This is a genomic window from Methylobacterium sp. WSM2598 (genome assembly GCF_000379105.1).
In the GTDB taxonomy this organism is placed as follows: Bacteria; Pseudomonadota; Alphaproteobacteria; order Rhizobiales; family Beijerinckiaceae; genus Methylobacterium.
Window position 1 is genome coordinate 2,443,941 of the sequence record NZ_KB900609.1, and the last position, 6,891, is coordinate 2,450,831.

Sequence of the window (6,891 nt, forward strand, 5' to 3'; positions counted from 1 at the left end):
GCACGGCTTCGGCGCGAAACTCAGGGGTGAAGCGCTTCTTCGGTTCTCGCATCGGGAACCTCCTCCCTCACGGAAAGAGCTCTCCACTTTCCCGAAGCAAGTCCACTGCCGCCCAGATATCGTTTGTAGGATCGCGCGCCGCTTGGTTCGCGCCTGGAGTGCCGACTGCTCCGCGTGGCACGCCGAGGACGAGCTTGGTGTCGGGCGGCAGGATCGACACCACGTCGATCTTCTTCAGCAGGCCCGTATCCGCATCGAGCGCCAGCGTCGTCACGGTTCCTGCCATCTCGCTCAGCAGGTAGACGAAGCGGTTGTCGCCCGAGACGACGAAGTGTCTCGGACCGGTGCCCTGCTCAAGCTGCAGCACCGGCGGCGTGTTCGCGGTCAGCCGGCCGCTGCCTGCATCGAACAGGAACTGGAAGACCTGATCGGTCCCGAGGTGTGGGACGAACACGAACTTGTTGCTGTTGTCTGTGCGGATCGAATGCGCGTTGCGTGCGGTCGGGACGACCTGCAGCGTCTGGCCGACCCGGCCGTCCGCGAAGGCGCTCACACCGATCGCATTGCCGCCGTAGGAGGCGCCGAGCAGGAACCTGCCCTGCCGGTCGAATCTGACGTAGGGGTAGCTCTCCGGCAGCGGCGCTTGGCCGACCAGCCGCAATGCGCCTGTGCCGCGATCGATCGCGTAGCTCCAGGCCTGGTAAGGTTTCGAGCGCGCTGCCCCGACCAGGAAGCGCTTGTCCGGGCTGACGGCGAGCGGCATGACGAGCTTCTGGACCGCGACGCGCTCACCCGGCTTCAAGGACCCGTCCGTCTGTAGCGCGTAGGTGCCGATGTCGCCGTCCTCCGCGTTTGAGACGTAGACGAAGGATCCAGCACCGGCGGGTGCACTGCAGAGCATGATCGTCAATGCCAGCACGGTTGTACGCATCGCCAGTCCTCCCAATGTCAGCTTTTTATGTTTCATCCTGTCTCACGACTGCGGGATGCCGCCGTGACAGCTGCCCCGGCGAGCATGGTCGGGAAAATGCCGAACCCCAGCCCGCTCGTGGGTCGCCACAGTACGAAGATTTATAGCCACCTTGGCGCCAGTGACGAGGCCCTGGCTGCCGTTCTCAAACGGGTGAGAATGACCCAAAGCGGCCCCTCGCGGCGGATGTCGGAAATGTCCGGTTTCGAGGGCTCTCCAGACATTTGATGTCGCGACACGGCTGCTGATATCCGCCGCTTGGGGCAGCTCTCATATCAAGTGCGTCGGCGGACGCGGCCTACCCTGGCCGTGAGAATTGGTCGTTATGCCGGTTCTCCGGCCAAGCAAAGTGCTTTAAGAACCGGAGTGACGGGGGACATGATGCCGGTGCGTCGCCCTTAGCGGCATCTCGCCACGGAACTCCCCTGGATTTTTCCCGGTCCACCGTTTGAAGGCTCGCCGGAAGTTCGCGGCATCGCTGAAACCGACAAGCAGCGCGATGTCCTCAAGGCTCATACTTGTCATTCGCAGATATTCCGTTGCCAGCGAACGATGGACGTCATCGATAATTGCTGAAAATGATATCTGTTCGGCGTCGAGGCGGCGCCGTAGTGTCCGAGATGTCATACGCAGGGTCTGTGCTACATCTTCCATATCAGGGAACACGCCGGGCGATCTCATCAAGATCTGGTAGACCTCACCGGCGACACCGGCCGACGCATTAGCCTTTCCGATCAGAGTATCGCACGCGTCCTGAAGCAGAGCGGACGTCAGCCGATGCGCAAGCTGGGGCTTTTGTTCGAGAATGGCGCTATCATAGTGCAACTCGCAATGTTCTTGCTCAAAAAAACACGGACAGCCAAGATAATCGGCATAAATAGCGGCATGTTCCGGCGCCGAGTACGAAAAATGCGCCTTGGCCGGTGGGCAACTCCGGCCGGCAACGTCCTGCAGGTGAGTGACCTGTTGTGTAAACTGCTGTTCTATCAGGAACTGCCGAAGTTCCTTGGATGGAGCAAATGTAAATTCGTCAGGAAACGTCCACACCGCCACATTCGGGTACTCTCTCCACTCTATTGTAAGGGTCGGGGTAGCCAATAAATGGTATTTCACTCCGAGTCTAAAGTAGTCCCGGAGTGAAAGACACGACATCAAAGCGTACCCATACATACCGTACGCAAAAAGATGCAGGCGCGCGCCGACTTGAAAAGGTGTTCTTGGTTCGCACGATAGCGCGAGTGCATTTCTGCAAACCGCCGCGTACTGCCGCACCGACGTAAGAGCCGAGGCATCATAGATTTTGCTTGCCTCAACCCCCGTATCGCGCAGAGCCTCCTCGGGCGGGATGCCCTGCTCGCCCAAGATTTCAACCAGCGCGGCTATTTTGTACGGAGCGTAGATCCTCTCGCTTGGCAGCGGCAGCCTCTTAGACACCGTCCCCTCCAGCACGTCCGATAAAGACCCGACCCTGTCCGAAAATGACCTTGGTCCCCACAGAGGGCAGACGTAGCATGCGCTAAAATTCCTGGGGAGGAAGAGCTTTGAACCCCTTTCCCATCACGTCGCCAGCCTGTCGGCCGGCAGCAACGCTTTTCAGCATTCACCAGGCGTGGATGTCGCCTTCTCCGCACTCAAGACGATTCCTGGGGCCGATACCGCGTCCCCCCCACTTGGTGGTCGGTGGCGGTTGCGCTTCAGTCAAGCTTGCCGACAGATCACCACGTTAGTCGCGACCTGCCGGACGAGAGGAACGCGTCCGCGGTGAGTGGGAGTCGCGATAACCAGCACACACTGGGCGATCTCCCGCGTCCTCCATAGCTTCATCACTTATTGTTTTCGGCGCTAATTGCTGACCGCTTTGCTCAGGACTAATGGCCTATTGTCACCGCGAGTATCGCTATGAAAAGCTCGAACCGGAAAATCATCATTTCGTGCGCCGTCACGGGGTCCACGCACACTCCGACGATGTCTGAATACCTTCCATTGACGCCGGAGCAGATCGCCAAACAGTCGATCGAGGCCGCGGAAGCGGGCGCGGCCATCATCCATCTCCACGCCCGTGACCCGTCGGACGGCCGTCCGACGCCAGATCCAGCTGTATACCGTCAGTTCGTACCCGTTATTGCCGCTGCCACGGACGCTGTCATCAATATCACCACCGGGGGCAGCACGCGCATGACGATGGGCGAGCGGCTCGCCTATCCCATGGAAGCGGCACCTGAAATGTGCTCGCTGAACATGGGATCGATGAATTTCTCTATTCATAGGGTCGCTGAGCGCATTTCATCATGGAAATACGAGTGGGAAAGGGAATATCTTCAAGGAATGGAAGACCGCGTCTTCAGAAATACTTTCAAAGATATATCCCAGATCCTGGATGAGATGGGCCGCCAGGGAACACGGTTCGAGTTCGAATGCTATGATGTCGGGCATCTTTATAACCTTGCATATTTTGCAGATCAGGGGCTGGTTAAACCGCCCTTCTTCATTCAATCGATATTCGGAATTTTAGGGGGGCTTGGGGCTGATCCTGAAAACCTGACACTGATGCGAATGACAGCCGATCGGCTGTTCGGCCGGGATGCCTACCTGCTTTCTGTTCTGGGTGCAGGCCGCCACCAGCTTCCATTTGTAACGATGGGGGCGCTCATGGGCGGCAACGTTCGCGTCGGATTGGAGGACAGCATCTACATCTCAAAGGGAGTTCAGGCTAAGACGAGCGCTGAGCAGGTCAGGAAGATACGCGGTATTCTTGAAGCTCTTTCCCTGGAAATCGCTACACCCGATGAAGCCCGGGAGATGTTGAAGCTGAAGGGCAGAGACAAAGTTTCGCTGTGATCCTCCTATGAACCTCAATCCGTTAAGGCAGAATATATCCAAATGGAAGCACGACGCTTGCGCGATCGGCTGGAATCTCGAGCGGCGCAAATTTTGGAGATAATGAGCTATGGACAAGGCACCGCCCAGCACATCGACAACAATAGCAGACGAGACGCTCCGGGTAGCCACGGCGAAGGTGATGCGCCATCTTCTCCCGATGATGGTGTTTATATACTTCCTTTCGTTCATCGATCGCACCAACGTCGCGCTCGCGAAATCCGCATTTCAAACTGACTTGGGGATCACGCCCGCCATGTATGGGTTTGGGGCGGGGATCTTCTTCTGGGGATACGCCCTGTTGGAAGTTCCGAGCAATCTTCTGGCGCACCGCGTAGGCCCGCGACGGTGGATAGCACGGATTGCGGTTACCTGGGGCGCGCTTTCCGCCGCGATGATGTTTGTCCAGGGCGAATGGTCCTTTTATGCATTCCGCTTGCTGCTGGGTGTGGCCGAAGCAGGCTTGTTTCCGGCCCTCATGTATGTAACGACGCTGTGGTTCGCGCAGAGAGACCGCGCCGTCGCGGTCGGCTGGATCTACACTGCCCCCGCAATGGGTTTGACGATCGGCAATCCATTGGGCGGGGCTTTAATGCAATTGGACGGCTTAGGTGGCCTGCATGGATGGCAGTGGATGTTTTTGCTTGAAGGTGTCCCAACCGTCATTTTCGGTATTGTCCTTTGGTTTATCTTCCCTGACCGTCCGAGAGACGCTCGTTGGCTGACACCGGCTGAAGCGGCGGCTCTCGAAAGCAACGCGAGCGGAGAGACAGTCCATCAGTCTCACGCACCCTCGAAGGAGTGGATCTCCGCTATAAAGCGCCCGAGCACGATTGTGATCGCGCTCATCTACCTTTTCAACCAAATCGGTTTTGTGGGATTGTACTTTTTCGTCCCTTCTATGGTTCAGCAAATGCAAGCAAATACGCCACTGATGATCGGGTTGCTCTCAAGCACCGTCGGGATTGGGTTTCTTCTGGGTGTTCTGATCCTGCCGCGGGTCAAGCGTTTCTTCACGGGTGACATGCTCTTTTTAGGCCTTATCACAGCAGGCCTCCTCGCAAGCTCGATTTTGTTTCTGCTGACGACGCTTCCTGCAATCCAGCTTGTGCTTTTTACGACGACGGCCTTCTTTGCGGGTGGCATCCTGCCGATCTTCTGGTCTGTCGCTATGAAGCGGCTGCATGGCATCCAGGCGGCCGCGGGCCTCGCATTCATTAACACAATCGGCCTCATCGGGGGTTTTATCGGACCGTACATATTCGGTCTCGTGGAGAAAGAAACGGGTCGCAGCGCCTCTGGCTTCGCTGTCATCGCTTTAACGGCGGTGCTCGGCCTCGTCTTGATCCCGATCTTGGCCAAATTCCTTCAATCCGAGTCTGAGCCCCACAATGATAGCGCCCTGCGTATGAGTCATCCGTAACCACGGAGCGCCGCAGGAACCATCTCGATCTGCCACGCGAGGGAATTCCATGAGTACGGTCGAACGTCTAAAGCCCTTGCCCGGCCTGAAAGTTTTAGTGACGGGCGGAGCTGCAGGGATTGGTGCCACCATCGCAAAGGCGTTCGCTGAGATCGGCGCGCGCGTGTATGTCTGCGACATCGACCCTTCGGCGGTCGAGGACATCAAAACGGCCAACCCAGCAATTGGTGCCGCTGTCGCAGACGTGGCCGAAAGACAGAGTGTCGATCGCTTTGTCGACGCTGCTGCCGATGCGCTCGGGGGGTTGGATGTTATCGTCAACAACGCCGGGATCGCCGGCCCTACCGGAGCTATCGAGGCCCTTGAGCCGGAGGACTGGGAGCGAACAGTCTCGACCAATCTGAACAGCCAGTTCTACGTTTTGCGCCGCGCCGTCCCCATCCTGAAAGGCTCTCAGGCGCCGAGCATCGTTGCTATATCGTCGGTGGCTGGACGTCTCGGGTACCCGTTCAGGACGCCGTATGCCTCGACCAAATGGGCGATTGCAGGGTTAGTTAAGTCGCTCGCCATTGAGCTTGGCCGGGAGAATGTGCGGGTCAACGCAGTTCTACCGGGCCTCGTTGCTGGACCGCGGATGGATCGCGTGATCGACGCGCGGGCGCAGGCGCTTGGGGTCAGCTTTGAAGTAATGAAAGGCGAATACCTCAAAAAAATCTCGCTTGGCAGAATGGTGACCGAAGATGACATCGCGGCGATGGCGTTGTTCCTGTGTTCGCCAGCGGCAGTAAATATTACCGGTCAGATCATCAGTGTCGATGGCAATGTCGAGTATCTGTAACCCCTGGCGGCCGCTTTTCTGACCACTACCTCAAGGAACAACGGATCGGCGCGACGCCGATACAGACGGCAGCGCGCCACCAGAACATCGGAATGGATCTCCCGTGAGGAACAGCCTGACCCCTGCTGCGGCTGCTGACCTGGTTCCAGACGGAGCCAGCGTGATGATCGGCGGCTTCATGGCCGTGGGAACTCCGAACCGCGCGATCGCGGCGCTGGTCGAGCGGGGCGTGCGCGGCCTTACGATCATCGCCAACGACACGGCCCGGCCCGGCGTCGGCATCGGCCGGCTGGTCTCGGCGGGCTGCGTGGCGCGGGTGATCGCCTCGCATATCGGCACCAACCCCGAGACGCAGAAAGCGATGATCGCGGGCGAGATCGCGGTGGAACGCGTGCCGCAGGGCACGCTGGCTGAACGGGTCCGGGCCGGCGGCGCGGGCCTTGGCGGCGTACTCACCGCCACCGGGATCGGCACCCTGGCGGCCGAGGGGCGGCAGATCGTGCAGGTGGACGGGCGCGATTACCTCGTGGAGCCTGCGCTGAGAGCCGAGTTCGCGCTGGTGGCCGCGCGCAGCGCCGTTGGTCGCGAGCCCGGCCGATCTCGGCTTGCAGAGCGCGGGTCAGATCGCACTGGCTCGGGACGGACAGGATCTCGGACAGCCGCCGTTCCAGCGCCCGGGGGACTGTCAGGAATTTCGTGTGGGGCGGCCATAGTGAACCCGAAGGAGGTTCCCGATGGCACGACGCAAAGCGCCCCGCATCCCTGATGCGATCTTGGACCAGT

5 protein-coding genes and 1 pseudogene are annotated in these 6,891 nt (G+C 59.2%); 4 read left to right on the plus strand and 2 right to left on the minus strand.

Features of this window, described 5'->3' with window-relative positions; genetic code table 11:
- Nucleotides 1–67 precede the first annotated feature (67 nt).
- Nucleotides 68–931 carry a lactonase family protein gene (locus MET2598_RS36330; RefSeq protein WP_157182131.1) on the minus strand — a complete coding sequence of 288 codons (864 nt, stop codon included), beginning with the start codon at nucleotides 929–931 and terminating at the stop codon, nucleotides 68–70.
- A gap of 393 nt (nucleotides 932–1,324) precedes the next feature.
- Nucleotides 1,325–2,404, minus strand: a complete 1,080-nt coding sequence (locus MET2598_RS39015; protein WP_084673993.1) for an AraC family transcriptional regulator — start codon at nucleotides 2,402–2,404, stop codon at nucleotides 1,325–1,327.
- Between the two features lie 465 nt (nucleotides 2,405–2,869).
- Here MET2598_RS39015 and MET2598_RS36335 point away from each other — a divergent pair, with 465 nt between their 5' ends.
- From MET2598_RS36335 to MET2598_RS36340, 4 genes and pseudogenes are all read left to right on the plus strand, one after another.
- Nucleotides 2,870–3,808 (plus strand): 3-keto-5-aminohexanoate cleavage protein, encoded by a 939-nt coding sequence (locus MET2598_RS36335; RefSeq protein WP_036270351.1) that lies wholly within the window; start codon nucleotides 2,870–2,872, stop codon nucleotides 3,806–3,808.
- Nucleotides 3,809–3,917: 109 nt separating this feature from the next.
- A complete protein-coding gene (locus MET2598_RS0111460) occupies nucleotides 3,918–5,270 on the plus strand; it encodes an MFS transporter (RefSeq protein WP_026190662.1) in 1,353 nt (450 codons plus the stop codon).
- Between the two features lie 49 nt (nucleotides 5,271–5,319).
- Nucleotides 5,320–6,108: an SDR family oxidoreductase gene (locus tag MET2598_RS0111465; RefSeq protein ID WP_012335232.1), complete on the plus strand. Its 789-nt coding sequence runs from the start codon at nucleotides 5,320–5,322 to the stop codon at nucleotides 6,106–6,108.
- Nucleotides 6,109–6,211: 103 nt separating this feature from the next.
- A pseudogene (locus tag MET2598_RS36340) lies at nucleotides 6,212–6,685 on the plus strand (3-oxoacid CoA-transferase subunit A); the annotation flags it as partial.
- Nucleotides 6,686–6,891: the final 206 nt, after the last annotated feature.

Excerpts from the sequence above, each read along its gene's own strand:
- MET2598_RS36330 (WP_157182131.1), bottom strand. The coding sequence starts at position 931 with ATGCGTACAACCGTGCTGGCATTGACGATCATGCTCTGCAGTGCACCC.
- MET2598_RS36335 (WP_036270351.1), top strand. The coding sequence starts at position 2,870 with ATGAAAAGCTCGAACCGGAAAATCATCATTTCGTGCGCCGTCACGGGG.
- MET2598_RS0111460 (WP_026190662.1), top strand. The coding sequence starts at position 3,918 with ATGGACAAGGCACCGCCCAGCACATCGACAACAATAGCAGACGAGACG.
- MET2598_RS0111465 (WP_012335232.1), top strand. The coding sequence starts at position 5,320 with ATGAGTACGGTCGAACGTCTAAAGCCCTTGCCCGGCCTGAAAGTTTTA.